Annotated in this window: 23 protein-coding genes; 9 read left to right on the top strand and 14 right to left on the bottom strand. The window is 59.2% G+C overall.

All coding sequences use genetic code 11. The annotated features are described in order from the left end of the window. Nucleotides 1–31: 31 nt before the first annotated feature. From aceE to ampD, 3 genes are all read right to left on the bottom strand, one after another. The gene (aceE, locus tag AB5Y71_RS04260) at nt 32–2,692 is read right to left on the bottom strand and encodes a pyruvate dehydrogenase (acetyl-transferring), homodimeric type (RefSeq protein WP_040068936.1); all 2,661 of its coding nucleotides are present in this window, start codon (nt 2,690–2,692) and stop codon (nt 32–34) included. Between the two features lie 79 nt (nt 2,693–2,771). Continuing rightward, nucleotides 2,772–3,536, bottom strand: coding sequence for a pyruvate dehydrogenase complex transcriptional repressor PdhR (pdhR, locus tag AB5Y71_RS04255; RefSeq protein WP_005336127.1), 765 nt, complete (start codon nt 3,534–3,536; stop codon nt 2,772–2,774). 278 nt (nt 3,537–3,814) lie between these two features. Continuing rightward, nucleotides 3,815–4,390 carry a 1,6-anhydro-N-acetylmuramyl-L-alanine amidase AmpD gene (gene ampD, locus AB5Y71_RS04250; protein ID WP_368171063.1) on the bottom strand — a complete coding sequence of 192 codons (576 nt, stop codon included), beginning with the start codon at nt 4,388–4,390 and terminating at the stop codon, nt 3,815–3,817. A 131-nt stretch (nt 4,391–4,521) separates the two neighbouring features. Between ampD and AB5Y71_RS04245 the strand changes: the two genes are divergently transcribed. The 9 genes from AB5Y71_RS04245 to yacG all read left to right on the top strand — a co-directional run bounded on the left by AB5Y71_RS04245 (nt 4,522) and on the right by yacG (nt 12,348). Further along, nucleotides 4,522–4,992 (top strand): TIGR02281 family clan AA aspartic protease, encoded by a 471-nt coding sequence (locus AB5Y71_RS04245; RefSeq protein ID WP_040068932.1) that lies wholly within the window; start codon nt 4,522–4,524, stop codon nt 4,990–4,992. 3 nt (nt 4,993–4,995) lie between these two features. Further along, nucleotides 4,996–5,859 carry a carboxylating nicotinate-nucleotide diphosphorylase gene (gene nadC / locus AB5Y71_RS04240; protein WP_368171062.1) on the top strand — a complete coding sequence of 288 codons (864 nt, stop codon included), beginning with the start codon at nt 4,996–4,998 and terminating at the stop codon, nt 5,857–5,859. Between the two features lie 315 nt (nt 5,860–6,174). Continuing rightward, nucleotides 6,175–6,630 carry a prepilin-type N-terminal cleavage/methylation domain-containing protein gene (locus AB5Y71_RS04235; protein WP_368171061.1) on the top strand — a complete coding sequence of 152 codons (456 nt, stop codon included), beginning with the start codon at nt 6,175–6,177 and terminating at the stop codon, nt 6,628–6,630. Between the two features lie 3 nt (nt 6,631–6,633). Further along, the gene (tapB, locus tag AB5Y71_RS04230; protein ID WP_005336134.1) at nt 6,634–8,340 is read left to right on the top strand and encodes a PilB family type IVa pilus assembly ATPase TapB; all 1,707 of its coding nucleotides are present in this window, start codon (nt 6,634–6,636) and stop codon (nt 8,338–8,340) included. A gap of 240 nt (nt 8,341–8,580) precedes the next feature. Continuing rightward, nucleotides 8,581–9,822, top strand: a complete 1,242-nt coding sequence (locus AB5Y71_RS04225; RefSeq protein ID WP_005336136.1) for a type II secretion system F family protein — start codon at nt 8,581–8,583, stop codon at nt 9,820–9,822. 61 nt (nt 9,823–9,883) lie between these two features. Further along, nucleotides 9,884–10,756 carry an A24 family peptidase gene (locus AB5Y71_RS04220; protein ID WP_368171060.1) on the top strand — a complete coding sequence of 291 codons (873 nt, stop codon included), beginning with the start codon at nt 9,884–9,886 and terminating at the stop codon, nt 10,754–10,756. A gap of 13 nt (nt 10,757–10,769) precedes the next feature. Beyond that, nucleotides 10,770–11,384: a dephospho-CoA kinase gene (coaE, locus tag AB5Y71_RS04215; RefSeq protein ID WP_368171059.1), complete on the top strand. Its 615-nt coding sequence runs from the start codon at nt 10,770–10,772 to the stop codon at nt 11,382–11,384. A gap of 37 nt (nt 11,385–11,421) precedes the next feature. Further along, nucleotides 11,422–12,144 (top strand): cell division protein ZapD, encoded by a 723-nt coding sequence (gene zapD / locus AB5Y71_RS04210; protein WP_005356622.1) that lies wholly within the window; start codon nt 11,422–11,424, stop codon nt 12,142–12,144. A gap of 9 nt (nt 12,145–12,153) precedes the next feature. Then, complete coding sequence (gene yacG, locus AB5Y71_RS04205; protein ID WP_005336142.1) at nt 12,154–12,348, top strand: DNA gyrase inhibitor YacG; 195 nt, start codon at nt 12,154–12,156, stop codon at nt 12,346–12,348. A 77-nt stretch (nt 12,349–12,425) separates the two neighbouring features. Here the strand turns inward: yacG and mutT are convergent, their stop codons facing one another. From mutT to murD, 11 genes are all read right to left on the bottom strand, one after another. After that, nucleotides 12,426–12,830, bottom strand: a complete 405-nt coding sequence (mutT, locus tag AB5Y71_RS04200; RefSeq protein WP_368171058.1) for an 8-oxo-dGTP diphosphatase MutT — start codon at nt 12,828–12,830, stop codon at nt 12,426–12,428. A gap of 75 nt (nt 12,831–12,905) precedes the next feature. Further along, a complete protein-coding gene (secA, locus tag AB5Y71_RS04195) occupies nt 12,906–15,626 on the bottom strand; it encodes a preprotein translocase subunit SecA (protein WP_368171057.1) in 2,721 nt (906 codons plus the stop codon). A 59-nt stretch (nt 15,627–15,685) separates the two neighbouring features. Continuing rightward, nucleotides 15,686–16,591 (bottom strand): M23 family metallopeptidase, encoded by a 906-nt coding sequence (locus AB5Y71_RS04190; RefSeq protein WP_005355107.1) that lies wholly within the window; start codon nt 16,589–16,591, stop codon nt 15,686–15,688. A 140-nt stretch (nt 16,592–16,731) separates the two neighbouring features. Beyond that, complete coding sequence (gene lpxC, locus AB5Y71_RS04185; protein ID WP_005336146.1) at nt 16,732–17,655, bottom strand: UDP-3-O-acyl-N-acetylglucosamine deacetylase; 924 nt, start codon at nt 17,653–17,655, stop codon at nt 16,732–16,734. 99 nt (nt 17,656–17,754) lie between these two features. Then, nucleotides 17,755–18,906, bottom strand: a complete 1,152-nt coding sequence (ftsZ, locus tag AB5Y71_RS04180; RefSeq protein WP_005336147.1) for a cell division protein FtsZ — start codon at nt 18,904–18,906, stop codon at nt 17,755–17,757. Nucleotides 18,907–18,945: 39 nt separating this feature from the next. Next, nucleotides 18,946–20,205 (bottom strand): cell division protein FtsA, encoded by a 1,260-nt coding sequence (gene ftsA / locus AB5Y71_RS04175; protein WP_005336148.1) that lies wholly within the window; start codon nt 20,203–20,205, stop codon nt 18,946–18,948. Further along, entirely contained in the window at nt 20,186–20,938 is a 753-nt protein-coding gene (locus AB5Y71_RS04170) for a cell division protein FtsQ/DivIB (RefSeq protein ID WP_005336149.1), read from the bottom strand. The genes ftsA and AB5Y71_RS04170 overlap by 20 nt, the downstream gene beginning before the upstream one ends. A gap of 97 nt (nt 20,939–21,035) precedes the next feature. After that, nucleotides 21,036–22,490 (bottom strand): UDP-N-acetylmuramate--L-alanine ligase, encoded by a 1,455-nt coding sequence (gene murC, locus AB5Y71_RS04165; RefSeq protein ID WP_005336150.1) that lies wholly within the window; start codon nt 22,488–22,490, stop codon nt 21,036–21,038. Between the two features lie 111 nt (nt 22,491–22,601). Then, nucleotides 22,602–23,684 carry an undecaprenyldiphospho-muramoylpentapeptide beta-N-acetylglucosaminyltransferase gene (gene murG, locus AB5Y71_RS04160; protein WP_257690902.1) on the bottom strand — a complete coding sequence of 361 codons (1,083 nt, stop codon included), beginning with the start codon at nt 23,682–23,684 and terminating at the stop codon, nt 22,602–22,604. After that, nucleotides 23,684–24,865, bottom strand: coding sequence for a cell division protein FtsW (gene ftsW / locus AB5Y71_RS04155; RefSeq protein ID WP_005336154.1), 1,182 nt, complete (start codon nt 24,863–24,865; stop codon nt 23,684–23,686). The genes murG and ftsW overlap by 1 nt, the downstream gene beginning before the upstream one ends. Then, nucleotides 24,862–26,145, bottom strand: a complete 1,284-nt coding sequence (gene murD / locus AB5Y71_RS04150) for a UDP-N-acetylmuramoyl-L-alanine--D-glutamate ligase (protein WP_005336156.1) — start codon at nt 26,143–26,145, stop codon at nt 24,862–24,864. The genes ftsW and murD overlap by 4 nt, the downstream gene beginning before the upstream one ends.

Raw genomic sequence — 26,145 nt, 5'->3', positions numbered from 1 at the left:
GCGCCGTCATACGGCGCGACCCTTGACCCACTTACGCGTACAGCGGGTTGACCTTGTCGGCATCGATGCCGTACTTGGCGATGGCGTCGGCCACAACCTGCTTGTCTACCTCGCCGCGCTTGGCCAGTTCGGTCAGAGCAGCAACCACCACGTAGAACTCGTTCACTTCGAAGTGACGACGCAGGTTGGCACGGCTGTCGGAACGGCCGTAACCGTCGGTACCCAGCACGCGGTAGTTCTCGGTCGGAACGAAGGCGCGAACCTGATCGGCGAAGGACTTCATGTAGTCGGTCGCAGCGATGGTGGCTTCGGAACCCAGTACCTGAGCGATGTAGGGAACACGCGCTTCAGAGGTCGGGTGCAGCATGTTCCAGCGATCCGCGTCCTGACCGTCACGAGCCAGCTCGTTGAAGGAGGTGACGCTGAACACATCGGAACCGATGCCGTACTCGCTGGCCAGGATCTGGGCAGCCTTGCGCACGTGACCCAGGATGGAACCACAACCCAACAGCTGAACTTTCGCCTTGGCACCGGCGACGGATTCCAGCTTGTAGATACCCTTGCGGATGCCTTCCTCGGCGCCTTCCGGCATGGCCGGCATGGCATAGTTCTCGTTCAGGGTGGTGATGTAGTAGAACACGTTCTCCGGGTTCTCACCGTACATGCGGCGCAGGCCGTCCTGTACGATCACCGCCACTTCATAGGCGTAGGACGGATCGTAGGAGATGCAGTTCGGGATGGTGTTCGCCAGGATGTGGCTGTGACCATCTTCGTGCTGCAGACCTTCGCCGTTCAGGGTAGTACGACCGGAGGTCGCACCCAGCAGGAAGCCACGGGCTTGCTGGTCACCGGCTGCCCACGCCATGTCGCCAATCCGCTGGAAGCCGAACATGGAGTAGTAGATGTAGAACGGGATCATCGGGCAATCGTTGGTGCTGTAAGAGGTCGCAGCAGCCAGCCAGGAGGACATGGCGCCCAGCTCGTTGATACCGTCTTGCAGAACCTGACCCTGCTTGTCTTCCTTGTAGTAGGAGACGATGTCGCGGTCTTGCGGGGTGTACTGCTGACCGTGCGGGCTGTAGATACCGATCTGGCGGAACAGACCTTCCATACCGAAGGTACGGGCTTCGTCAGCGAGGATCGGAACGATGCGCTTGCCGATGGACTTGTCTTTCAGCATCACGTTCAGGGAACGCACGAACGCCATGGTGGTGGAGATTTCGCGCGCCTGCTCACCCAGCAGCGGACCGAAGGCATCCAGTGCCGGGATTTCCAGCTTGGTGGTGCTTTCGCGCAGACGGGTCGGCACATAGCCTTTCAGGGCAGTGCGACGGTCGTGCAGGTATTTGTGCTCGGCAGAACCGGCTTCGATCTTCAGGTAAGGCAGATCGGCCAGCTGCTCGTCGGCCACCGGCAGGTTGAAGCGGTCACGCAGGTGACGCACGGAGTCCAGCTCCATCTTCTTGACCTGGTGAGCGATGTTCTTGCCTTCAGCCGCTTCACCCATGCCGTAACCCTTGATGGTCTTGGCCAGAATAACGGTCGGCTTGCCCTTGGTCTGGGTCGCCTTGTTGAACGCAGCGAACAGTTTGCGAGGATCGTGACCACCGCGGTTCAGGGCGAAGATCTCCTCGTCGGTCATGTCTTTGACCAGCGCGGCAGTTTCCGGATAACGGTTGAAGAAGTGCTCGCGGATGTAGCCACCGTCGCGGGACTTCATGGTCTGGTAGTCACCGTCCACGGTCTCGTTCATCAGCTGGATCAGCTTGCCGGAAGTGTCTTTCTTCAGCAGCTCATCCCACTTGCGACCCCAGATAACCTTGGTGACATCCCAACCGGCGCCAGCAAACAGGCCTTCCAGCTCGTTGATGACCTTGCCGTTACCGACAACCGGACCATCCAGACGCTGCAGGTTGCAGTTGACCACGAATACCAGGTTGTCGAGCTTTTCACGCACGGCAACGGTCAGGGCACCCTTGGCTTCCGGCTCGTCCATCTCGCCATCACCCAGGAAGGCGTAAACGGTCTGCTCGGAGCAATCCTTGATACCACGGTCGGTCAGGTACTTCAGGAAGCGAGCCTGATAGATGGCGGCGATGGGGCCCAGACCCATGGAGACGGTCGGGAACTGCCAGAAGTCCGGCATCAGTTTCGGGTGCGGATAGGAAGGGATACCCTTGCCGTCCACTTCCTGACGGAAGTTGTCCAGCTGCTCTTCGGTCAGACGACCTTCAGCAAAGGCGCGAGCATAGATGCCCGGGGAGATATGACCCTGGAAGTAAACCAGATCGCCACCATCCTTCTCGTTGCGAGCACGGAAGAAGTGGTTGAAGCAGACATCATAGATGGTCGCAGAAGAAGCGAAGGAAGACATGTGACCACCCAGGTCCAGGTCTTTCTTGGACGCGCGCAGCACGATCATCATGGCGTTCCAGCGGATGATGGCGCGAATGCGGCGTTCCATCTCCAGGTCACCCGGGTAGTCCGGCTCATCGCTGGACGGGATGGTGTTGATGTAATCGCGATTTGCCTTGGCAGCCACGTCCACACCGCTTACGCGGGCTTTCTCGGCCAACTGTTCAAGGATGAACTGAGCGCGTTGCGGACCCTCTTCACGCAGCAGGGATTCCAGAGAGGCAAGCCACTCCAGCGTTTCTATCGGGTCCACATCGTTCTTCAGGATATCAGACATGGCTGGTTCCTATGTTGTTGTGATTGCACGGCATTGCACGGCGAAGGGCGCAAGCATTCGACAATAGAGCCTTGTGGGATTAGTTTTCCTGCTGACGGATCCGACGCATGGATCGCTGGATCCGGCTGTCTTCCCTCTGCATATCCAACAAGGTGTCCTCGATAAAGGCCAGATGCTCATGACAAGCTGTTCTGGCCCGCTCCGGAGCCCCCGAAAGAATAGCCTCGATCAGATTCGCGCGATGGCGACGTATCTTGGCTACCACTCCCGGGCGGCGATTCAAAATCTCGTTATTCTGCAGAATGTTCTGCTCGAGCATCGGGCTCATTGCCCGCAGCAGGTGCAGCAGCACCACGTTGTGGGACGCCTCGGCCACCGCCAGATAGAACTGGGTGACGGCTGCCGACTCGGCCACCAGCGAGCCCAGCTGGCCCGCCTCTTCGATGGTGGTTTGCACCTGACGAATGCGCTCGAAATCAGACCCGGTTCCCCGCAAGGCCGCGTAGTAGGCACAGATGCCTTCCAACGCGTGGCGAAACTCCAGCAGGTCATACTGGGCTTCCGGGTGGGTACTGAGCAGTTCGAACAGAGGATCGGCGATCCCCTTGCTCAGGGCATTCTGCACATAAGTGCCGCCGCCCTGACGGCGATAAAGCAATCCGCGCGCTTCCAGTCGCTGGATGGCTTCGCGCAAGGAGGGGCGCGATACCTGAAACTGGATGGCGAGTTCCCGCTCGGGAGGCAATTTCTGCCCCGGTTGCAGGCTGCCTTCCAGAATCATCTGTTCCAGCTCGGCGACAATGGAGTCGGCCAACTTGGGTTGCGTAATCTTGCGATAGGGCATGAGGCTACTTTGTTAAATTGGTATTACCAATTTTATGGATGGGGCGAAAATTAGCAGAGGCCTTTTGAAAAGTCCACTCAAAAGATGATCTGAGTCAAGAATCGGCCCCACCACTTAAGAGGTAAAGCAGGTGAAACATGATTTAGCTCATAGAAAATGGTCTGACCAATATTCTTGACCGCGCTCACAAATAACATTTTCGCAACCAGAGACAAAAATGGCCTGCCAGATAGGCAAGCCATTGATTTTAAAATCCAAACTAAATTTGAATATTTACTTTAGCTGTTTAGTAACTGACGGTAGTAATCCCACTGGAAACTGGCACCGGGATCCGTCTTGCGCCCTGGTGCGATATCGCAATGGCCGACAATTTTTTCGTGGGTAATCGCCGGATAGCGCTCCGAGATGGCTCGAGTGAGCCCTGCCAATGCCCGGTATTGAGCCTCGGTATAGGGGATTTCGTCAGTCCCTTCCAGCTCGATGCCAATGGAGAAGTCATTACATGCCTCCCTCCCCTGCCAGCTCGATACTCCCGCATGCCAGGCACGCTCGCCGAACGGCACATACTGCACCAGCTCGCCATCACGGCGGATCAGGCAGTGGGCCGAAACCCGCAGCTGATGGATACCGGCAAAATAGGGGTGAGCCTCGGGGTCGAGCCGCCCCATAAAAAGATCGTCGATAAAGGGGCCGCCGAACTCCCCCGGCGGCAGGCTGATGCCATGCACCACCAGCAGGGAGATATCATCCGGCGCTGCCCGTTCGTTGTGATGGGGAGAAGGCACCCGGCGCGCCTGCTGGCACCAGCCAGCGGCATCGATAGAGAAACAAGGTTGCGAAGCGAGTTGAGTCATCGGCTACTCGAATTGGCTGATAAATGGCGAGAAAACGAAGATACCTGATAAGCAACCCGACACCAACTCACTGAATCAAAGGGAAATGGTATGTTAGGCTGAGTCATCTTCCGCTCGATTATGGATGGGGTATGCAGCACACGGCACGCTGGATGTGGTTACTGGCCTGGCTCTCTTTGATGGGCCTGCTGACCCTCTATTTTCACTCCCGCAACCAACCAAGCGTCACCGCCAGCGGCGAGCTGTTGCTGCGAGCCGACCAGAGCGGCCACTATCGTCTGGAGGGTGCCATCAACGGCCAGCCGGTGCAACTGCTGCTCGATACCGGCGCCACCCGTATCACCATCCCGCAGCAAGTTGCCGAGCGCCTCGGCCTGACCGCTCATGGCAGCAGCCAGGTCAATACCGCCGCGGGGCAGATCCGGGTCGGCAACGGCACCATCGAAACGCTGGCGATGGGGCCATTGACCTTGTACGATCTGGCCATCTTTATCAATCCGGCGGCAGACGGTGACGAAGTGCTGGTTGGCATGAACGCCCTCGGTCGGCTGGAGCTGGTTCAAAAGGAGCGGCAACTGCTGCTCAGACCCTTGCAGGAATAAGGCATGTTTCAACAGGATGTCAGCCGCGCCGTGCGCGCCGCACTACTCGAAGATCTGGGCGATGCCCTCACCACGCTGGACCAACCGGACGTCAGCGCCGATATCACCGCCCAGCTGATCCCGGCCGACCGGATGGCCACTGCCCGGGTCATCACCCGTGAGGCCGGTGTGTTCTGCGGCCAGCCCTGGGTGGATGAAGTGTTCGTACAACTCGGCGGCGACGTGAAGGTGGAGTGGAAGGTGCAGGATGGGGAAGTGCTCTCCCCCAATCAGGAGCTTTTTCGCCTCCATGGCCCTGCCCGCCAGCTGCTGACTGGCGAGCGCAATGCGCTGAACTTTGTCCAGACCCTCTCCGGCGTCGCCACCCTCACTGCTCGCTATGTGGCAGAGCTGGAGGGCACCGACTGCCGCCTGCTCGACACCCGCAAGACCATTCCTGGGCTGCGCACCGCCCAGAAGTACGCGGTCACCTGTGGCGGCGGCAAGAATCACCGCATCGGCCTCTACGACGCCTATCTCATCAAGGAGAACCACATCCTCGCCTGTGGCGGTATTGCCGAGGCGATTAATGAGGCTCGTCATCTCAATCCGGGCAAACCGGTGGAGGTGGAAGTGGAATCACTGGCAGAACTGGAGCAGGCGCTGGCGGCCAACGCCGATATCGTGATGCTGGACAACTTCGACGTGACCATGATGCGGGAAGCGGTCGCCATCAATCAGGGCCGCGCCAAGCTGGAAGTCTCCGGCAATGTCACCCTCGACACTCTGGCAGAGTTTGCCGCCACCGGCGTCGATTTTATCTCGGTCGGGGCGCTGACCAAGCATGTACGGGCGCTCGATCTCTCCATGCGCTTTATCCAGCAGTGAGATTCACCCCGCAGGCCTGAGCAAATACTCGACCTAACCGGATAAACAACTTGCAAAAGGCGCCATGGGCGCCTTTTCTTTATGCAGGATCCCTCAGCAAAGGAGTGTAATGACGGACCCGCTTTCACCCGCAACAAAGAGTCATAAGAAGCCACTTATTTTATGACTCGCATCAAGTTTTTGGTAAATGACATGAAAGTGGTTAACAAAGACAGCAATCTCTGTTGCCACCCCTGACAGCTCGGATAAGATACTGACGTTCGGATGGTTTTCTACCGACACTTCCCAGGAACCAAGGATAAAAGGATATTTTCCATGAAGAGCGAAATGAAGAAACAATCGGGTTTTACCCTTATTGAATTGATGATCGTGGTCGCGATCGTCGCCATTCTGGCCGCGGTAGCGCTGCCTGCGTATCAAACATATACAAAGCGGGCTAAATTTGCTGAAGTTGTCTCAGCTGTAGGCCCAGCAAAAACCGCAGTTGAAGTTTGTATCCAAGGCTCTTCAGCAACTGTGGATGCGAACTTAATGGCAACATGCTCCACCGCTGGTGACTCAGCAGTCAGCGGCGCATTCAACACGGCGATAGTCGCAACTGTTGATGCGGCCGCCAGTGGCGCTACTGGTGTTGTGATTACAGCTACTGGGGCCACTGCTCCTTTTGGCGCAACAAACAACGCGTTTACATTAACCGGTACAGCCAATACTACCACTCGCCAAGTAACCTGGGTTAAGGGTGGAACATGTGAAGCAGGCGGTCTCTGTTAACGCATGACCTCTAGTCCTAATAGCGGCCTGGCGTTAAGCCTGGCCGCCTCTTCACTGATCAGTGAAGAGGACTCCCAGCGCTATCTGAGCCAGGCCAAGGCCCAGCGCAAACCCTTTGTGACATTTCTGATAGAGAACGAGATCCTCGACAGCAAGGCGCTCGCCGATTTTTGCGAGCTGGAGTATGGGGTACCTCTGCTGGATCTTGCCGCCTTCGATTTGGCCGAGATCCCGCAGAAGTACCTCAATCAGAAGCTGATTGAGAAACACCACGTCCTGCCCATCTACACCCAGGGCCACACCCTCTATATCGCCATGTCGGATCCGACCAATGTCTCGGCGTTGGAGGACTTTGGCTTCAGCTTCGGTCTTCATACTGAAGCCCTGCTGGTGGAGGAGAACAAGCTCACCGCCGCCATCGGCAAGCTGCTGGAGAGCGAAAATGACGCCCTCGGCATGGAGGATATCGACGAGTCCGAGATTTCGGATCTCGAGGTCTCCGACGAAAACAGTCGGCTGGACGAGAGCGTCAATACTGCCGATGACGATGCTCCCATCGTCAAGTACATCAACAAGATCCTGATGGACGCCATCAAGCGTGGTGCCTCCGACCTGCACTTCGAGCCCTATGAGTTCAAGTATCGGGTCCGCTTTCGCATCGATGGCATCCTGCACGAGATCGCCACACCGCCGGTCAATCTCTCCAACCGCTTCTCCGCCCGCCTCAAGGTGATGGCACGACTCGATATCGCCGAGCGGCGGCTGCCACAGGATGGCCGCATCAAGTTGAAGCTGTCGCGCAACAAGTCGATGGATATGCGGGTCAACACCCTGCCCACCATGTGGGGAGAGAAGATCGTTATCCGTCTGCTCGACTCCTCGGCGGCACGCCTCAATATCGAGCAACTCGGCTTTGATGACCGGCAGAAGGCGCAGTACCTGCGCGCCCTCTCTAAGCCACAGGGGATGATCCTGGTGACCGGCCCCACCGGCTCGGGCAAAACGGTCTCGCTCTATACCGGCCTCAATATTCTCAACACCACCGAGGTAAACATCTCCACCGCCGAAGACCCGGTGGAGATCAACCTGCCCGGCGTCAACCAGGTGCAGGTCAACCCCAAGGCGGGGCTCACCTTTGCAAGCGCCCTGCGCTCCTTCCTGCGGCAAGACCCGGATGTGGTGATGGTGGGGGAAATTCGCGATCTGGAAACTGCCGAAATCGCCATCAAGGCAGCACAAACCGGCCACCTGGTGCTCTCCACCCTGCATACCAACTCGGCTGCCGAAACCCTGACCCGAATGATGAACATGGGGGTGCCCGCCTTCAACATCGCCTCCTCGGTGACCCTGATCATGGCCCAGCGGTTGGCCCGTAAACTGTGCGACCACTGCAAGGCGCCGGAAGTGGTGCCGGAAGCCGAACTACTGGAGCTGGGCTTTACGCCGCAGCAGCTGGCAGCCGGGCTGCGACTGTTCAAACCGGTCGGTTGCAAGGAGTGTTCCGGCGGCTACAAGGGACGAGTCGGCATCTACGAAATCATGCTGATGTCAGAGAACATCGCCAAATTGATCATGCAGGGGGCAAACTCCCTGCAAATCGCAGCTATCGCGCAGAAGGAGGGGATGCGCACCCTGCGCACCTCGGGACTGGAGAAGGCCCGGCTCGGGGTCACCAGTCTGGCCGAGGTCAATCGGGTCACCACCAACTGATCCATGTGACGGAACGACCCGCCGGTTTGGTTGGCAGAGCGAATTCGTCGTTCACGAACACGGAATAGATGACAGCCCGAATGACAGAATAATCAGGCATTAAAGTGACCGGGCTGGCGCCAAGAAGGTACCACCCACCCTATCAGTACCCCGCAGGCATCAAGCCAGTCGGGCACCTTGACCAGGTTGGTGACGTGCAGAGTCCGACTCTGACAACTAACCCCATTGCAGGATGCAAAGATGGCAACCCTAACGAAAAAGAACAATGCCCCCAAGAAAGTCTTCGCCTTCCGCTGGCACGGGGTTAATCGCAAGGGGCAGAAGGTCTCCGGCGAGCTGCAGGCCGACAGCATCAACACCGTCAAGACCGAACTACGCAAGCAGGGAGTCAACGTCACCAAGGTAGCCAAGAAATCCCAGGGGCTCTTCTCCAAGGGCGGCGCCAAGATCAAACCGATGGATATCGCCATCGTCTCACGCCAGATCACCACCATGCTCTCCGCCGGCGTACCACTGGTGCAGAGCCTGCAGATCATCGCCCGCAGTCACGAGAAAGCCTCGATGCGCGAGCTGATGGGGCAGATTGCCGCCGATGTGGAGACCGGTACCCCCATGTCGGAGGCGCTGCGCCGCCATCCCCTCTACTTTGACGATCTCTACTGCGATCTGGTTGAAGCCGGTGAGCAATCCGGGGCACTGGAGACCATCTACGACCGTATCGCCACTTACCGGGAAAAGTCGGAAGCGCTCAAGTCGAAGATCAAGAAGGCGATGTTCTACCCCACCATGGTCATTCTGGTCGCCATCGTGGTCACCTCCATCCTGCTGCTGTTCGTCATTCCGCAGTTCGAGGATATCTTCAAGAGCTTCGGTGCCGAGCTGCCGGTGTTCACCCAGTTTGTTATCGGCATCTCCCGCTTTATGCAGAACTGGTGGTATGTCTTCTTTGGTGGCACCGCCCTTGGCATCTTCCTTTACGTGCGGGCCTGGCGGGCCTCCCAGAAGGTGAAAGACAATACCGACAAGTTCGTCCTCACCATTCCGGTGGTCGGGATGATCCTGCACAAGGCGGCTATGGCTCGCTTTGCCCGCACCCTGTCGACCACCTTCTCCGCCGGTATTCCGCTGGTAGATGCGCTGATTTCAGCGGCTGGCGCATCGGGTAACTATGTCTATCGCACCGCGGTAATGGCGATCCGCAACGAGGTTGTGGCCGGTATGCAGATCAACGTGGCAATGCGCACCGTCGATCTCTTCCCCGACATGGTGATCCAGATGGTGATGATCGGTGAGGAGTCCGGCGCCATCGATGATATGCTCTCCAAGGTCGCCACCATCTTCGAACAGGAGGTGGATGACTTGGTCGATGGCCTCACCAGCCTGCTGGAACCCCTCATCATGGTGGTGCTCGGGGTGCTGGTCGGCGGCATGGTTATCGCCATGTACCTGCCCATCTTCAAGCTTGGCGACGTGGTAGGCTGATTTATCAGGGCATGGCACCACAACCATGCCCTCCCCCCAATTCAATAACTGACGGTTGGTTATGACACTTCTTCTCGAGCTGGCTCACAGCTTGCCCTGGCTCTACTTCTCGCTGGTTTTTCTCTTCTCCCTGATGATCGGCAGTTTCCTCAATGTGGTGATCCACCGCTTGCCCATCATGCTGGAGCGAGAGTGGCAGGCCGAGTATCGCAGCTACTTCGCCCCCGACGAAGAGGCCATCGCACCAGAGCGCTACAACCTGATGGTCCCCCGCTCCGCGTGCCCTCACTGTGGCCACGCCATCACTGCGCTTGAGAACATCCCGCTGTTGAGCTGGCTCTGGCTCAAAGGGCGTTGCCGCGACTGCCAGGCCCCCATCTCGGCCCGCTATCCGCTGGTAGAGCTGCTGACAGCCCTGCTCTCGGTGGCCGTTGCCATGGTCATAACACCGGGCTGGGGGACGCTGGCCGCCCTATTGCTGACCTGGGTGCTGGTCGCCCTTACCTTCATCGATCTCGACAAGATGTTGCTGCCCGACCAGCTCACCCTGCCACTGCTGTGGGGCGGGCTGCTGTTCAATCTGGCAAGTGGCTTCGTCCCCTTGGCTGATGCAGTGAGCGGCGCCATGGTGGGCTATCTGGTGCTCTGGAGCCTCTACTGGGCTTTCAAGCTGCTAACCGGCAAGGAGGGGATGGGCTATGGCGACTTCAAGCTGCTGGCGGCGCTGGGCGCCTGGCTCGGCTGGCAGGCGCTGCCCATAATTCTGCTGCTCTCATCTCTGGTCGGTGCCGTGATCGGCATCAGCCTGATCGCCTTGCAAAAACATCATCAGGGCAAACCCATTCCCTTCGGCCCCTACCTCGCCATCGCGGGCTGGATTGCGCTGCTATGGGGCGATACCCTCACCCGCTGGTATCTCTCTACCCTGCTTTGAGCAAGAGGCCCCCATGTATGTAGTTGCTATCACAGGTGGTATCGGCAGCGGCAAGACCACTATCGCCAATCAGTTTGCCGCGCTGGGTATCGAGGTGGTGGATGCCGATGTGATCGCCCGCGAAGTGGTCGAGCCGGGCACCCCGGCCCTTGCTGCCATCGCCGACCATTTTGGCCCTGATGTGATTGCTCCGAGCGGTCAACTCGACCGTCGTGCACTGCGTGAGCGGGTCTTCAGCGACCCGCAGGCCAAGGGGTGGCTCAATGCCCTGCTTCACCCGCTTATTCGCAGTGAAATGCTGCGCCAGTGTGCCGCGGCCAGTTCTCCTTACTGCCTGCTGGTGGTGCCACTGCTGGTGGAGAACAAACTCACCGGCCTCGCCAATCGGGTACTGGTGATCGATGTGGACGAAGCAACCCAGATTGAGCGCACCTGCCGTCGGGATGGGGTATCGGCCGAGCAAGCCAAGGCCATCATCGCCGCCCAAGCGAGTCGGGTGGAACGCCTCGCTGCGGCGGATGATGTCATCGAAAACCACAATGGCAGCGAAATGGCGATTAAAACGCGGATTTTGGCGCTGCACGAGACATATCTGGCAATTGCCTCTCAACAAGGCCGCCAAGTGTGAGTACACTAGGCCGGTTTATGGCTGGCCAGGATTAGGCATGATTTACGATTTCCCCCTCAATGAAAAAAGCCGGACCTATCTTCGTCTGGAGTCCCTGTTTTCCCAGATCCGCGACAATCTGGAGAGTGAACAATCCTGGGCACATATCGCCTTCTTCAAGGGGCTGTTCGATCTGCAGGAGTTGCTGGAGCGTGGTGACCTGCGCGCCGACCTCATCAAGGATCTGGAGCGTCTCGGCCAGCGTCTGAGCCACTGGGCCAGCCTGCCCGACGTCGATCTGGAGCAGATCAAACTGATGCAGCAAGAGAGCAGCCAGCTCTCTCGCAACCTGCTCAACTCGCCACGCCCGGGTGCCCGCCTGAAAGAGGATCGTCTGCTCGGCTCCATCCGCCAGCGCTTCTCCATCCCCGGTGGCCTGTGTGCCTTCGATGTGCCGCAGCTGCACCACTGGCTCGGTACCCCGGCCATCACCCGTCACCAGCAGATGCAAGGCTGGCTGAGCGACATCAACCTGCTGATGAATGCCATCACCCTGCTGCTGCGTCTGTGGCGCGAATCAGGCAGCTTCAGTGAGCAGATTGCCAGCAACGGTTTCTTCCAGGACACCGCCGAGAGCGCCGAGCTGATCCGCATCAAGCTGCCGGGCAATCTGTTCTGCTACCCGACCCTGAGCGGCCACAAGAACCGCTTCGCCCTGCGCTTTCTGCCCACCGCAGAACAGCCGATTGGCGATGTGCCATTCCAGCTCGCCTGCTGCTAAGGAGGGCTTATGGTCACCAAGGTAAAGTGCCCGACCTGTCAGAGCGAAGTGGAGTGGGGCCCGCAGAGTCCGTTCCGCCCCTTCTGCAGCAAGCGCTGCCAGCTGATCGATCTCGGCGAATGGGCCGATGAAGAGAAGCGGATCCCGGGGGAGATCAACCCGGATCTGCTGCCGGAGCCGGAAGAGGGCGATCAGTGGCTATAAGCCCCTGGTCACGCACCTCTGCAATATCAAAAAAGGGCCGATTGGCCCTTTTTTCATGTTTGTTGATTACTACCGGCTCAAGCCTGCAGACCCTGTATCCGCGCTACAATCGGGCCATTGGCATCAGGGAAGTGGTAGTTGTTCAGCTCGGCCACCGGCACCCACAGGCACTCCTGCCCCTCTTTGCCGAACGGCTCACCGCTGAAACGGGTCACCTTCCAGATATCCAGCAATACCTGCTTCTCGGGGTAGTCGTGCTGCAGTTCCATGAAGGGGGCACAATCCAATACCCGGATGCCGATCTCTTCCCACAGCTCCCGATCCAGTGCGGTGAGCAGATCCTCACCCGACTCCACCTTGCCACCGGGAAACTCCCAGCGATCCCCCTGATGGCGATCGGAGGAGCGTCGGGCGATGAAGATATCGCCCCGTTCATTCTCGATGACGCCAACCGCCACCCAGATCCGTTTTTTCTGTTCCATCAATTACCTCTGTTCGCTTGTTGCCACCAATAACAAGGCGGGCTCTTGGCCCGCCTTGTTATGGCATAGCGTCGATCAGGTCAACTGACCGTGGCAGTGCTTGTACTTCTTGCCGGAACCACACGGGCAGGGATCGTTTCGGCCGACCTTCTGCTCGTCGCGTACGAAGGTGGTGTGACCCTCTTCGCCTGCGGCCTGTTCATCGGCCAGCTGGCTCTCGGCAGCGGCGTGGGTATAGGTACGGGGAGCGGCTTCCGCCTGCTGGCGTTGCTGCTCTTCCATCGCTTCCACATCGCGCTCCTGCACCTGAACACGGCTCAGGATGCTGACCACGTCGCGCTTGAGGGTTTCCAGCATCTGGGTGAACAGATCGAAGGATTCGCGCTTGTACTCCTGCTTGGGGTTCTTCTGGGCGTAACCGCGCAGATGGATACCTTGACGCAGGTGATCCATGGCCGCCAGATGCTCTTTCCAGAGGCCATCCAGGGTTTGCAGCATCACCGCCTTCTCGAAGTTGCGCAGCACCTCTTTGCCGACCAGATCTTCCTTGTGGGCATAGAGCTTGGTGGCTTCGTCCAGAATGCGCTCGCGCAGCTTCTCTTCATACAGCTTGTCATCTTCCGCCAGCCACTGCTGCAGCGGCAGATCCAGCGCGAAGTCGGCCTTCAGGCGCGCTTCCAGACCCGGCACATCCCACATCTCTTCCAGAGACTGGGGCGGGATGTACTCGTCGATCACCGCGCCGTAGACGTCGTCACGGATAACGTGAATGGTCTCGGAGATGTCGTTGGTATCCAGCAGCTCGTTGCGCTGCTCGTAGACCACCTTGCGCTGATCGTTGGCAACGTCATCAAACTCCAGCAAGCTCTTGCGGATGTCGAAGTTGCGACCTTCCACCTTGCGCTGGGCGTTTTCGATCGCCTTGGTGACCCACGGGTGCTCGATGGCTTCGCCCTCTTCCATGCCCAGCTTCTTCATCATGCCGGTCACGCGATCGGAGGCGAAGATCCGCATCAGGGTATCTTCCATGGAGAGGTAGAAACGGGAAGAGCCCGGGTCACCCTGACGACCGGAACGGCCGCGCAGCTGGTTATCGATACGACGGGATTCGTGACGCTCGGTGCCGATAATGTGCAGACCACCGGCGGCCAGCACCGCATCGTGACGCACCTGCCAGGCGGCTTTCAGCTCGGCAATCTGCTCGCTGGTCGGGTTCTCCAGCTTGGCAATCTCTGCCTGCCAGTTGCCACCCAACACGATGTCGGTACCACGACCGGCCATGTTGGTGGCGATGGTGACCGCACCTGTCTGACCGGCCTGGGCGACGATCTCCGCTTCCATGGCGTGGAACTTGGCGTTCAGCACTTTGTGCGGGATCTTCTCCTTGGTCAGGATGCCGGAGAGCAGCTCGGAGTTCTCGATAGAGACAGTACCAACCAGTACAGGCTGGCCCTTGGCCACGCACTGACGGATATCTTCGATGATGGCGGCATACTTCTCGTTGGCAGTCAGGTAGACCAGATCGCCCATGTCCTTGCGCACCATCGGCTTGTTGGTCGGGATAACCACGGTATCCAGGCCATAAATCTGCTGGAATTCAAAGGCTTCTGTATCTGCAGTACCTGTCATCCCCGCCAGCTTGTTGTAGAGACGGAAGTAGTTCTGGAAGGTGATGGATGCCAGCGTCTGGTTCTCGTTCTGGATCTTCACCCCTTCCTTCGCTTCAACGGCCTGATGCAGACCATCGGACCAGCGACGACCCGGCATGGTACGGCCGGTGTGCTCATCGACAATGACGATCTCATCTTTCTGGACGATATAGTCCACGTTACGCTCGAACAGGGTGTGAGCGCGCAGACCGGCATTGACGTGGTGCAGCAGGCTGATGTTGGAGGCGGAGAACAGGGAGTCGTTCTCGTCCAGCAGCCCCTCTTTCTTGAGCAGCTCTTCCACGAAGATCTGACCGTTTTCGGTCAGCAGGGCCTGACGGTTCTTCTCGTCCACCGTGTAGTGACCGTCGCCGGTGTACTCTTCGGTGTCTTCCTTGTCCTGCTTGACCAGCAGCGGGATCAACTTGTTGACGCGGATATAGAGCTCTGAGCTGTCTTCGGCCGGGCCGGAGATGATGAGCGGAGTACGGGCTTCATCGATAAGCACCGAGTCAACTTCATCCACCAGCGCATAGTTGAGCGGACGCTGTACGCGCTGCTCTGGCGAGAACGCCATGTTGTCGCGCAGGTAGTCAAAACCGAATTCGTTGTTGGTACCGTAGGTGATGTCGGCGGCGTAGGCGTCACGCTTCTGGGATGCGTCCATACCGGGCACGTTGCAGTCGACGGTCATGCCGAGGAAGGCGAACAGCGGACGGTTCGCTTCCGCATCACGCTTGGCCAGGTAGTCGTTCACCGTCACCACGTGGACGCCGCGGCCACTCAGGGCATTCAGGTAAGCTGGCAGAGTCGCAGTAAGAGTCTTACCTTCACCGGTTTTCATTTCCGCAATGCGGTTGGAGTTCAGCACCATGCCGCCGATCAGCTGCACGTCGAAGTGACGCATGCCAAACACCCGCTTGGAGGCTTCACGCACGGTCGCGAACGCTTCCGGCAGCAACTGCTCCAGGGTCTCACCCTGCTCGATACGCTGACGATACTCGGCCGTTTTGGCCTGCAACTCGGCATCGGACAGAGCCTCGAACTGCGGCTCCATGGCATTGATCTGTTTTACAATTTTGCGCAAAGCCTTGAGCGTTCTGTCGTTCCGGCTGCCGATAATCTTGGTAAGCAGTGTGCTAATCATGGGTACCAACTATTTCTGGTTATAAAAGCGTTCCGTCACTGGAACCTGAAGAAAAAAACCTAACCCCGTCTGGCACTGAGAAAGCGTGCGGGGTTGACCTGACGACCATCTTTCAACACTTCGTAATGCAGATGGACCCCGGTCGCGCGACCGGTGCGTCCCATCAAGGCAATCTTCTGACCCTGATCAACCAGGGTGCCCACCTCGACCAGCAACTTGGAGTTGTGGGCATAGCGGGTGACCAGGCCATTGCCGTGATTAATCTCCACCATATTGCCAAATTCCGGATGACGGCCCGCCCAGCTGACAATGCCGGGCCCGGTGGCCAGAATCGGGGTTCCGGGTTTGCCACGGAAATCGACCCCTTTGTGCATCTTGGCACGCCCGTTGAACGGATCGACCCGTCCACCAAACCCGGACGAGACCCAAACTCGCTCCTGTTTGACTGGCGTGCCGGAAATAAAACCGGCATCGGTGATATGGTGATTCATGATGAAAGATTCAAGTACCGACAGCTGCTCTTCACGGCTGCTGAGCTGCTGGCTGAGGTGCTTCATCGAGGCTTGCAGCTCGTTGAGGCTCACTTCCAGCTCTTCATCATAAGAAGGGCCGCCCATGGGGGGCAGCTCTTTGAAATTGAACTCGTCGGGATCGAGATCGGCCTGCTCGGTCAATCGTTCGCCGAGGGCATTGAGACGGCCAAGCTGGCCCTGCATGGTGCCTACCTGAGCAGCCAGCATTGCCAACTGTTCACGGGCTTCGTCGCCACTCTGGTCGACGGACTGTTGCTCGGCAACGGCAAGCGCCACTTCCAGCGCCTCCATTTTCTGGTGCCAGCTCTGCCAGAGCCAACCACCACCAAGGGCTAACAGGGAGAAGAGAATACCGCCGACCCAGGCCAGACGTTGTTTGGGCAGGTGCAACTTGCGTCGCTGCTTGCCATGGAGGATCAGGGTAATGCTCATAGAAATCAGTCTGCTCGGTCAGGTGCGGCCAGGAGCCTGCACGGGAAATAAAACCGGGAGATAATCGGTATTAAAGGATGGAGTAAACAAATGACGGAACGTCGGTGCGGAGAGAGGACCGACGTTCCGTTGCACAGCTATCAGGCCAGAACCAGACCGTTATCGTAGTAAGCGATAGGCGCTTTGTCGCCCTCACCCTCGAAGGTCACCAGTTCCCAAGCCTCCTGCTCGGCCAGCAAGGCACGCAGCAGCTTGTTGTTCAGGGCATGTCCGGTCTTGTAGGCACGGAACTCACCGATGATGCTGCGGTTACACATATAGAGGTCACCGATCGCGTCCAGCATCTTGTGCTTGACGAACTCGTCCTCATAACGCAAACCGTCTTCGTTCAGCACCCGATAGTCGTCCAGTACCACGGCGTTTTCCAGGCTTCCGCCCAGCGCCAGGTTCTGGGAACGCAGGTACTCGATATCACGCATGAACCCGAAGGTACGGGCACGGCTGATCTCTTTCACGAAGGAGGCACCGGAGAAATCCAGTACGCAACGCTGATTACGACCTTCAAAGACCGGATGCTGGAAGTCTATCTCGAGATCCATCTTGAAGCCGTTGCGATAGGGGTGGAACTCAGCCCACTTGTCGCCGTCTTCAACCCGGATGCTCTTCTTGATCCGCACAAACTGCTTGGCAGCATTCTGCTCACGGATCCCGACTTCCTGCAGCAGGTAGATAAAGGGATGCGCACTGCCATCCATCACCGGGATCTCGGGCGCGTCAACCTCAACGTAGAGGTTGTCGATCCCCATCCCGGCCAACGCGGCGGAGAGGTGCTCAATGGTAGAGACACGGACACCGGCTTCGTTGACCAGAGCGGTACAGAGCACGGTATCGCGCACCTGATCGGCATTGGCTGGCAGCTCCACCACAGGATTCAGGTCGGTACGCAAGTAAACGATCCCTGTGTTCACAGGCGCCGGACGGAACGTCATGGTGACTTTCCGGCCCGAATGCAGGCCGACACCAGTCGCCTGTACACTCGTTTTCAAGGTTCTTTGTCTAATCATGGGTGTACCCTAAACAGCTTAAAATCCGGACCAGATGGTCGTTGGCAGGCCATCTTAGCACATTCCTTGAACAACAAACAAACGAGAGCCATAAGAGGCTTAGTCAGCTTGCTTGCGCAGGAACGCCGGAATATCCAGGTAATCCGGTTCACGACGAGCTTGCGGCTCGGCGTTGACCACCTTGGCCGGGGCTTCGTCCATCACGCGGCCTTGCATCATGTCGCTAACCAGCGGCTGACGCACCGGGCGCTCTTGCACCTGGCTGCTCTTGACCAAAGTGATGTCCGGCTTGCGCTCGGCACCGATACCGGTAGCAACCACAGTCACACGCAGTTCGTCGTGCATTTCCGGATCGATTACGGTACCCACTACTACAGTGGCGTTCTCGGAAGCGAAGGCCTTGACCGCGTTACCCACGGTTTCGAACTCTTCGATGGTCATGTCCATACCGGCGGTGATGTTGACCAGGATGCCACGGGCACCGGCCAGATCCACATCTTCCAGCAGCGGGCTGGAGATGGCTTTCTCGGCCGCTTCTTCAGCTCGGTCATCACCGGAGGCGGAACCGGTACCCATCATGGCAGTACCCATTTCACGCATTACGGTACGTACGTCCGCGAAGTCGACGTTGATCAAGCCCGGGCGGGTGATCAGCTCGGCAATGCCCTGTACCGCGCCAAGCAGTACATCGTTGGCCGCCTTGAAGGCATCCAGCAGGGAGATACCGCGACCCAGCACCTTCAGCAACTTGTCGTTGGGGATGGTGATCAGGGAGTCGACGTTCTTGGAGAGCTCCTCAATGCCGTGCGCGGCGAAGCCCATCCGCTTCTTCCCTTCAAAGGAGAACGGCTTGGTCACCACAGCAACGGTCAGGATGCCCATCTCGCGTGCCACTTCGGCCACGATCGGCGCAGCACCGGTACCGGTACCACCACCCATACCGGCGGCGATGAATACCATGTCGGAACCGGTCAGCAGCTCACGCAGTGCTTCGCGATCTTCCATGGCCGCATCACGACCCACTTCCGGATTGGCGCCGGCCCCCAGACCCTTGGTGATGCCACCGCCGATCTGCAGGGTAGTGTTGGCGCTGGAGTTACGCAGTGCCTGGGCGTCGGTGTTGACGGTAATAAACTCAACACCCTCAATATTTTGACGAACCATGTGCTCGACAGCGTTACCGCCGCCGCCACCTACACCGATCACTTTAATGACGGCTTCGTCAGTGTGGCTATCCATAAATTCAAACATGTTGTCTCTCCGCTTTATTTGCCTGACTCAGCAAAATTCTTAGAACTCGCCACGCAGCCAGTTGCTAACCCGTTTGACCAGGCCACCGACGCTTGCCTTGGCGGCATATTCTTTGTTGCTACCTGTGGCTTGATGGGTGCGGCCATATTGCAGCAACCCGACCGCAGTCGAGTACACCGGTGCCTGCACGTAATCACTCAAACCACGTATGTTCATGGGCTCTCCCACCCGGACCTGGCTCTGGAAGATCTGCTCTGCACACTCCACAATGCCTTCAATCTGGGCAGCGCCGCCGGTCAAGACCACACCGGCTGCCAGCTGATGCTTGACCCCCTGCGCTTTCAACTCGCTCTGTACCCGCACCAGCTCATCATTCACCATGGAGAGCAACTCGGTGTAACGGGGCTCAATCACTTCAGCCAGTGTCTGCCGTTGCAGGCTGCGCGCCGGACGACCGCCGACACTGGGTACTTCAATATTGTCTTCCTTGCTGACCAGACGACCGAGGGCGCAACCGTAGCGCACCTTGATCGCTTCCGCGTCGAGCGGCGGCGTGCCGAAGGCATAGGCGATGTCGCTGGTCACAGTGCTGCCAGCGTACGGGATCACCTTGGTGTGGCGCAGGGCACCGCCGGTAAACAGCGACATGTCCATGGTGCCGCCACCGATGTCCACCACGCAGACACCCAGCTCTTTCTCGTCTTCGGTCAACACGGCATAGCTGGAGGCCAGCGCGGAGAAGATCAGTTGATCCACGCGCAAGCCGACCTTCTCCACACATTTCTCGATGTTGCGGGCCATGTCGTTGTGGCAGGTGATCAGGTGAACCTTGGCAGCCATCCGCACACCGGAGAGGCCGACCGGATTCTTGATCCCTTCCTGATAATCGATGGCAAACTCCTGAGGCAGCACATGCAGCACGCGCAGCTCGTCGGAGAGGCGAACCGACTTGGCGGTGTGGATCACGTTGTCCACATCCTCCTGGGTCACCTCTTCATCGGAGATGGGCACCATGCCGGTCTCGTTGCGGCAGTCGATATGCTTGCCGGACAACCCCAGATAGACCGAGCTGATCTGGCAATCTGCCATCATCTCGGCCTCTTCCACCGCGCGGCGCAGTGACTTGACCACGGAGTCGAGGTCATTGACCCCGCCCTTCTCCATTCCGCGAGAAGCGTGACTGCCCATACCGATGACGTTCAGTTCACCGTCCGGCAATACTTCCCCGACCAGTACCGCCACCTTGGTTGTGCCGATATCCAGTCCGACAATCAAATTCCTATCTGCGGTGTTGGTCATGCACTTTCTCTTCGCTCTTCTTCCAGCCAACTGCCATTCCGGTGTCGTATCGAAGATCCACGTAGGCGACTTGCGCACGGGGTTCGATAACCGGGAAGGCATCGATAAACCGCTGCAACCGGAGCGCAATGTCATTGCGTCCCAGGAACAGCTTGATATTGCCATCCAGGGTCAGTTCCCAGGCATGGCGGGGGGTCAGATTCACCCCCAGCAACTTGTATCCCTTGGCAGCCAGTTGCGACTCGTACTGCCGACTCTCTTTCAACACCCGGGCGGCCTGGTCATCCGGCCCTGACAGCTGCAACAGCGGCGTCTTGACCCGATCCGGGGCACTGAATACCTTGCCCTTGGTGTTGACGAAGCGGTTGCCATTCCAGCGCGCCGCCACATCTTGTTCCGTGAGGTAGATCTTGATCTTGTTCGGCCACTTCTTGCGTACCGAGACCGAGGCCACCCATGGCAAGGCATTGAGCCTTGCCTGCAATTCGTTGACGTCCAATTCGAAGAAGTTGCGCAGCTCGGCGCCATCCAGCACGGCCATCCGCAGCTCTTCGGTTTGCAAATACTGGTGTTGCCCCTGCAGCAACAGCTCGCTCATGGGCAACCGGTTGGCATCTGTCAGCCAACCTTTAACATCCAGCGCCGTCCGGTAGCAGCCCCATATCACCAGCAGGAAAAATGCTACCCCTGCGATGAAGCCACCCTTGGTGCGCCCCTGTGCCCTTGCCTCCACCCGATCGATCCCCGTGTAACGCGCTAAACCGGCCTTTGACAGACCGGTTCGCCATTATATAGGCCCCGGCTTGGCGGTCAAAATACTCATTGGGCCCTCAGGCGCCAGATTTCATGCTATCTATGCTCAATTTCATCTCTCCGAGACGACGGGCCAGCGCCCCGACGTTCCCGGCACCTTGAGTCAGCACCAAATCCCCCTCGCCGATCAGGTCGGCCAGCACGGCTGGCACGTCATCCGGTGTAGCGACGAAGATGGGTTCCAGGTTGCCGCGCGAGCGAATGGAGCGGCACAGTGCCCGTCCATCAGCGCCCGGGATCGGCTCCTCACCGGCAGCATAAACCTCCAGCATCACCAGCACGTCTACCTTGGAGAGCACATCGGCGAAGTCCTCGTAGAGGTCGCGGGTGCGGGTATAACGGTGTGGCTGGAACACCATCACCAGACGCTTCTCGGGCCAACCGGCACGGGCGGCGTTGATGGTGACCTTCACTTCGCTCGGGTGGTGACCGTAATCGTCCACCAGCATCGCCTTGCCCCGACCGGTTTCAAACTCGCCATACTGCTGGAAGCGACGACCGACCCCTTCAAATTTGGCCAGTGCAGAGATGATGGCCTCATCGCTGACACCGTCCTCTGTCGCGACAGCTATCGCCGCTGCGGCGTTCAATGCATTGTGAATACCCGGCAAATTGAGGGTCACCTGCAGCTCGCCCGCCTCTTTGCGGCGAACACGGAAGCAGCTGTGGTTGGTGGTCTGGACAAAATCCAGCACCTGCACATCGGCATCGTCAGAGAGACCGTAGGTCAAGGTCGGACGGGCAATCTCGGGCAACATGCCACGGATCACCGGATCATCGATGCAGACCACCGCCAGTCCGTAGAAGGGCAGATTGTGCAGAAACTCGATGAAGGTGGCCTTCAGCTTGGAGAAATCACCGCCGTAGGTGTCCATGTGATCCGCTTCGATGTTGGTCACGATAGAGACCATCGGCTGCAGATGCAGGAAAGAGGCGTCGCTCTCGTCCGCCTCGGCAATCAGGTAGCGGCTGCTGCCCAGGCGGGCATTGGTGCCGGCACTGTTGAGCAGGCCACCGATGACGAAGGTCGGATCGCGGTCGGCTTCGGCATAGATGCTCGCCACCAGACTGGTGGTGGTGGTCTTGCCGTGGGTACCGGCAATGGCGATACCGTGGCGGAAACGCATCAGCTCGGCCAGCATCTCGGCGCGGCGCACCACCGGGATCCGCAGTTCACGGGCAGCCAGCAGCTCCGGGTTGTCCTGCTTGATGGCGGTAGAGACCACCACCACGCTGGCACCCTCAACGTGTTCGGCACTGTGCCCGACGAAGATGTGCGCGCCCAGTCCGGCCAACCGCTCGGTCACGGCGTTGCGAGCCAGATCAGAACCCGTTACCTGATACCCTTCGTTGGCAAGCACTTCGGCGATCCCGCCCATACCGGCACCACCGATGCCGATAAAGTGGATGCGACGCACGCGGCGCATTTCGGGGATCACAGTGCGCAGTTTTGCCAGTTCAACCTTGGTCATAATCGTCTCTTTAGTCTGCCGCAGGCCATGTGCCGTCAAAGCGCGGCTGCACGGCGGCATCAATACATACAGGTACAAGGCTGCCCGGTGTCACCGCTGCAACCTTGCTCATCAATCTTTACCACACTGCCCGGTTGCGAGCTGTTTGCACTCATCCGCAACCCGCTCGGCCGCATCCGTGATGGCGACGCGGCGAGCCGCTTTCGCCATGTTAAACAGGGTCTCCCTGCGACCAGCCAGCCAGGTCAGGCGTGCCGCCAGCGATGCGGTATTCAGCTCGGACTGGGGCAGAAACTCGGCGGCACCGCCGTCGACCAGGGTCAGGGCGTTACGGGTCTGGTGATCATCCACCGCATGGGGCAGCGGCACGAAAATGGCGGCCACACCGGCGGCAGCCACTTCGGAAACAGTCAGCGCACCGGCACGGCAGACCACCAGATCGGCCCAGGCGTAGGCGCTGGCCATATCCTTGATAAATTCGCTCACCTCGGCATTGATGCCGTGCTGGGCATAGGCAGCAGAGACAGCCTCGGCATTTCCCTTGCCACACTGGTGACGCACTTCAATGGGCACGCCGGATGCCGCCACCGCAGCAGGTACCTGCTCGTTGAGCACCCGAGCGCCCAGACTGCCGCCCACGATCAGCAGATGCAGTGGCTCATCCCCGCTGCGCAGTTGCGGATCCGGCAGGGCGACCACTTCGGGACGCACCGGATTGCCCACCACGGCGGTACGACGGCTCGGCGCGAAGGCGCCCGGAAATGCCATCAACACCCGCCTGGCGATACGGGCCAGCAACTTGTTGGTCATGCCGGCAGCAGCATTCTGCTCATGCAGCAGCAGCGGGATGCCGGATAACCAGGCCGCCACGCCACCCGGGCCGGAGGCAAAACCGCCCATGCCGAGCACCACATCAGGGCGAACGGTCTTGAGTACCTGACGCGCCTGCAGGATCGATTTGACGATGCGATAGGGCGCCACCAGCAGTCGCTTGATGCCGTTACCACGCACCCCCTGAATATCGATGAAGGAGATGGGATAACCGTGGGCGGGCACCAGCTCCGCCTCCATCCGGTCGGCAGTGCCGAGCCAGTGGACAGTCCAGCCCTGGGCCTTCAGGCGATCGGCCACGGCCAGACCGGGGAACACATGCCCACCGGTACCACCTGCCATCACCAACAGAGTCTTGCTCACTAAACCTCCCGCACGCGCGCCTGGGCTGTCGCCTGACGCAACTCAAAATCGATTCGAATCAACATGCTCACCGCCACCGACATGATGATGAGACTGGAACCACCGTAACTGACCAGCGGCAGGGTCAAGCCCTTGGTCGGCATCATGCCGCTGGCCGCGCCGACGTTGACGAAGGTCTGGAAGCTGAACCAGATGCCAATACCGATGGCCAGATAACCGTCATAGAGCCGCTCTGCCACCAGCGCGCGATGCCCCAGCTTGAGCGCCTTGACCGCCAGCGCAAAAATCAGGAACAGGGCGCCCAGCACCCCGACGTAACCCAGCTCTTCACCGAGGATCGCAAACACGAAGTCGGTGTGCGCTTCCGGCAGGTACTCCATCTTCTGGATAGAGTTGCCAAGCCCTTCGCCAAACCAGCTGCCACGGCCAAACGCCATCAGCGACTGGGTCAGCTGGTAGCCACTGCCAAACGGATCGGCCCAGGGGTCCATAAAGGAGGTCACCCGCCGCATCCGGTAGGGCTCGACGATGATCAGCATCACCACCGAACCGAGGCCTGCGCCGATCAGGGTCAAAAACTGTCCCAATCGGGCTCCGGCCAGAAACAGCATGCCGAACGAGGTAACGAACATCACCACGGTGGAACCCAGGTCCGGCTGCAACAGCAGCAAGACCGCCAGCACCCCGAACACCGCCAGCGGTTTCAGGAAGCCGATCCAGGCTTCACGAACTTCGCTCTGGCGCCGCACCAGATAACCGGCCAGATAGACAAACAGCGCCAGCTTGCCAAACTCGGCAGGCTGCAGGTTGAAGGGGCCGAGCGGCAACCAGCGCACCGCACCGTTGACGTTCCGCCCCACCAGCAGCACCAGCACCAGCATCAAGATCGCCAGCAGCAACATGGGGCCGTTGTGCTGTTGCCAGCGCGCCATCGGCACTTGCAACACAAACCAGGAGATACCGAGCGCCATCACCAGAAACAGGGCGTGACGTTTCACAAACATGAAGGGGTCATCCCCCAGCGCAATCCCTTCGGGGATCGACGCCGAGGCCACGATGACCACCCCGACCGCCATCAGGGAGAGCGCCAGCAGTACCAGCTGCCGATCGTAGAGACCGGCAGGACGCGCTGGTAACAACCAGCGCTGGAACAGACCTGCTGCTGCGCGAAGGGCGTTCATAGTGCCAGCACCATCTCGGTGAAACGATCGCCGCGCACCTCGAACGACTTGAACTGATCGAGGCTGGCACAGGCTGGCGCCAGCAGCACCCAGTCACCGGGCTTGGCATCGGCAGCCGCTTTGGCAACCGCAGCGGCCAGGTCGGCCACCCGTTCGGTCTGCTCGCCCAGTGCCAGCAGCACCTCGGCATCCTGACCGAAGCAGTACATGTGATCGATCTGGTTGCCCAGCAGCGCCTGGATCGGGCCAAAATCCTGCCCCTTGCCCTGACCACCGGCCAGCAGCAGCAGGCGCCCCTTGACCGACTCGCGCACACCGGCAACGGCAGCCAGCGTGGCTCCCACGTTGGTGGCCTTGGAGTCGTTGATCCAGCGCACCCCGTTTACCTCGCGTACGAAGCGGGCGCGATGGGGCAAGCCCTCGAAGCGGCGCAGCACGGTGAGTTGCGCAGCGCGGGGAATACCGACCGCATCGCACAGCGCCATGGCCGCAAGGGCGTTGGCCTGATTGTGAGCACCGACGATCTTCATCTCGTCCACCGCCAGCAGCGGTTCGCCGTGCAGGGTCAACCAGTAGCGGCCATCCAGCAGGCAACGGCCATAACCATTGCAGTCGAGACCAAAGCTCTGCCACACCTGACCCACATCGGGCAGGGTCTGGGCATCATCACGATTGACCAGAATGTGTTTGGAGTGCTGATGGATCTCCATCTTGGCGGCGCGATAGTCGGCCATGCCCTGATAACGATCCATGTGATCTTCTGAGAGGTTCAGCACCACGGAGGCGGCTGCACGCAAACTGTGAGTAGTTTCCAGCTGGAAGCTGGAGAGCTCCAGCACGCAGAGATCCATCGGCTGCTTGAGCAGCTCCAGCGCAGGTGTGCCGATATTACCGCCCACGCCGACATTGAGACCGGCTTCGGCAATCATCTCGCCCACCAAGGTGGTAACGGTGCTCTTGCCGTTCGAGCCGGTGATGGCGATGACCGGAGTCTGGGTCTCGCGAACAAACAGTTCGATGTCACCGACGATCTGTACGCCACACTCGGCAGCCGCTTTCAGTTCGGGGGTCGCCAGCGCGATACCCGGGCTCGCGACAATCATGTGCGCCTGCTTGAGCAGCGCCTCGTCGAGCCCGTGGATCAGCTCCACCTCCGGCGGCAGTTGATCCTTGCCGGGCGGGTTGGCGCGGGTATCCATCACCAGTGGCGTCACGCCACGGCCGAGGAAGTAATCGACACAGGAGAGCCCGGTTTTGCCCAATCCGATGATGATGACCAT

Source organism: Aeromonas sp. R9-2, assembly GCF_040908025.1.
Lineage (GTDB): Bacteria > Pseudomonadota > Gammaproteobacteria > Enterobacterales > Aeromonadaceae > Aeromonas > Aeromonas veronii.
This window is presented reverse-complemented; position numbering and strand designations above follow the sequence as displayed.